Origin of the sequence: Streptomyces sp. FH025 (assembly GCF_017427025.1) — a bacterium.
In the GTDB taxonomy this organism is placed as follows: domain Bacteria; phylum Actinomycetota; class Actinomycetes; order Streptomycetales; family Streptomycetaceae; genus Kitasatospora.
On sequence record NZ_JAFLNG010000824.1, the window covers coordinates 1 to 3,007 of the forward strand.

Annotated in this window: 1 protein-coding gene and 1 tRNA gene; both read left to right on the top strand. The window is 76.3% G+C overall.

Annotated elements, in window-relative coordinates; translation table 11 throughout:
- The first annotated feature begins 181 nt into the window (after positions 1 to 181).
- A tRNA-Arg gene (locus J0670_RS34400) sits at positions 182 to 254 on the top strand.
- Between the two features lie 253 nt (positions 255 to 507).
- Entirely contained in the window at positions 508 to 2,976 is a 2,469-nt protein-coding gene (locus tag J0670_RS34405) for an FtsX-like permease family protein (protein WP_207816325.1), read from the top strand.
- The last annotated feature ends 31 nt before the right edge of the window (positions 2,977 to 3,007 follow it).

Sequence of the window (3,007 nt, forward strand, 5' to 3'; positions counted from 1 at the left end):
CACAGCTGGTCTCATTGAGTCCTTCGTCTCCTTCGCCCAGCCCCGGAGGGCAGGTTCGAACATTCCTCGGCAGGCTACTCGACCTCTTCTGACACCTCGTCGGCGCCCGCACTTCCGTCCACCACCCCCAGCCGACCCCCGATCCGGTACGCTGTGAACGGCCTGGTCACGGACCGGCCCCGCCTCAGTAGCTCAGGGGATAGAGCACGGCTCTCCTAAAGCCGGTGTCGCAGGTTCGATTCCTGTCTGGGGCACAGTGAAAGCGCAGGTCGCAGGCCCCCCGCCCACCAGGGCGGGGGGCCTGCGGCGTTCCCGGCCCCGGCCCTGCCAGGGGGCGGGTCGGGGCCGGGTACCCCTGGAGGAGGAGACGGCCGGGGCGGCCGTAGGTCCGCGGAGTGATCACGAACGGGACCTCGTGCCGACGGGCCGACGGGTGGGCCGACCCTACGCTCGATGAAGCCCCTGCCGGAGCGTCGTGCCCGGTCAGGGTGGACGAGCCGGGGACTGATGACGACCTACCGATACACCGTGGCCGAGCTGCGCGGGCAGCTGCGGCAGCTGATCCTCAGCGGGGCCGCGATCGCGCTGGGAGTCGCCTTCCTGATCGCCTCGGTCGGTGGCAGCGGCGCCCTGGTGGACTCCTTCGGTCAGACCGCCGCCGCCGAGGTCGGGCCCGCCGACGTCCAGGTGGTCAGGCCCGCGGCCAAGGGCGGGCTGGACCAGGACGCGGTGGAGCGGGTTCGCCGTACGGCCGGGGTGGCGGAGGTGTCGTCGCGGCTGACCGGCCGGGGCTCGGTGCTGACCGCCGACGGACGGCCGCTGGACCGCGGCGCCGTGGTCAGCGCGATCGCCGAGGACGGGGCGCTGCGCTGGCAGCTGCTGGAGGACGGCCGCTGGCCGGCCGGCCCCGACGAGGTCCTGCTCGACGCCGACACCGCGCGCCGGATCGGCGCCGCCCCCGGCGCCGAGGTGCGGCTGGCCCGCGCCGACGGCTCCGCCGCCGCCGTCCGCCTCGCGGGCACCCTGGACGGCAGGGGCGCGCCCGGCTTCGCCGGCCACCCGGTGATCGGCGTCACGACCGGCGCGGTGTCGCGGTACGCGACGGCCGTCACCACCGAGCGGCTCGACGTCCGGCTGAGGCCCGGGGCCGCACCGGCCGGGACCGTCGAAGCGCTGCGCGCCGCCCTCGGCGACGGCGCCACGGTGCACACCCGGGAGGCCTCCGTCGCCGAGGCGAAGCGGCAGAGCGGGACCCTCTACGGCGTGGTGCTGATCGCCGCGCTCTCCTTCGTGCTGATCGCGCTGGCCGTCGCACGGATGGTGGTCGGCAACACCTTCACCGTGGTGCTGGCCCAGCGGACCCGGCAGCTCGCCCTGCTGCGCTGCGTGGGCGCCGACCGGCGGCAACTGCGCCGGCTGATCCGCCGTCAGGGGCTGCTGCTCGGCGTGGGCGCCTCGACGGCCGGGGTCCTGCTGGGGGTCGGCCTCTGCGAGGCGGGGACGGTCGTGGTCGGCGGCCTCGACCTCGGGCCGGTGCGCCTGTCGCTGACGCCGTCGGCGTGGACCTGCGCCCTGGCCGGGCTGTTCGGGGTGCTGCTCACCCTGTGGGCCGTCCGCGGACCGGCCAAGGCGGCCTCGGCAGTGCCGCCGGTGGCCGCGCTCGGCGGTGCCACCGGCGCGGTCGGTACGGCGGCCCGGGTCCGGGCGGCCGTCTGGACGGCGGTGCTGCTGACGGTGGGCGTGGCGCTGCTGGTGACCGGGGCGGTCGCACCGCCGCCGCTGTCGCTGCTCGCGGTGACGGTCGGGGCGATCAGCAGCTTCTTCGGGGTGTTGCGGCTCGCCGACCGGCTGCTGCCCGCGGTCGTCGCCCTGCTGGGCCGGCCCGCCCGGCGGCTGGCCGGGACCGCCGGGCGGCTCGCCACCCAGCAGCTGCGGCTCAACCCGACCCGCACCGGGGCCACCGGCGCGGCCCTGCTGCTCGGTGTGACGGTGATGGTCGGGGCGGTCACCGCGTTGGAGGTCACCTCCGACTCCCTGGTGCCGGCGGTCTCCGCGCGCCAGCCCGGGGTCTTCTCGGCCACCGCGACCGGTGGCGGCCCGCTGCCCGCCGGGGCGCTCACCGCGCTCGGGGCGGAGCGCGAGCTGACGATCGCGCCGGTCCGCTCGGCCACCGTCGAACTGGACGGCAGGCCCACCCTGGTCGCCGCCGTCGACCCCGCCCGACTCAACTCCTCGGCGGACGACGCCGACCGGGCCCGGGCACTCACCGACGGCACCGCGCTCAGCGGGCTCGGCGACGGCGGGGTGCGCCTGGGCGACGGCACCGAGCTCCGGGTCCAGCCGGGCCGCAGCAGCCTGCCGTTCACCCTGCAGGCCGGGGCCGCGCTGCTGGTGACCCCCGCCACCCTGGAGCGAATCGCCCCCGGCGCGGCCGTCACCACGGTCTGGATCAGCCCGACGGTGGGTCAGGACCGGACGGACGCCCGCCGCGCGCTGGACCGGGCACTCGCCGACCACCCGTGGATCGCCGTCACCGACACGGCCGCACAGGGCGAGACGCTGCGCACGCTGCTGGACCGGATGACGGTCGTCAGCATGGCCCTGCTCTCCTTCTCGGTGGCCATCGCCGGCCTCGGCGTCGCCGCCACCCTGATGCTCAGCGTCACCGAACGCGCCCGCGAGATCGGCATGCTGCGCGCCATCGGCATGTCCCGGCAGCAACTGCGCCGGATGCTCACGCTGGAGGCCCTGCTGCTCTCACTCGCCGCCGCCCTCGTCGGCACCGGACTGGGCATCACCTATGGCTGGGCCGCCGCCCGGTCGATCACCTCCACCATCGGCACCACCGGCGCCCCGCCCCTGCCCCTCATCCTCGCCGCCCTCGTCCTCACCGTTCTCACCGGCCTCGCCGCCGCCATCCTCCCCGCCCGCCGGGTCAGCCGCCTCACCGCCATCACGGCCATGCAGACCGGCTGACCGGCTGACCGGCTGACCGGCGGCCCCGGGG

Bases quoted from the DNA above. Each gene is read 5' to 3' on its own strand.
- J0670_RS34405 (WP_207816325.1), top strand. From the start codon at position 508: ATGACGACCTACCGATACACCGTGGCCGAGCTGCGCGGGCAGCTGCGG.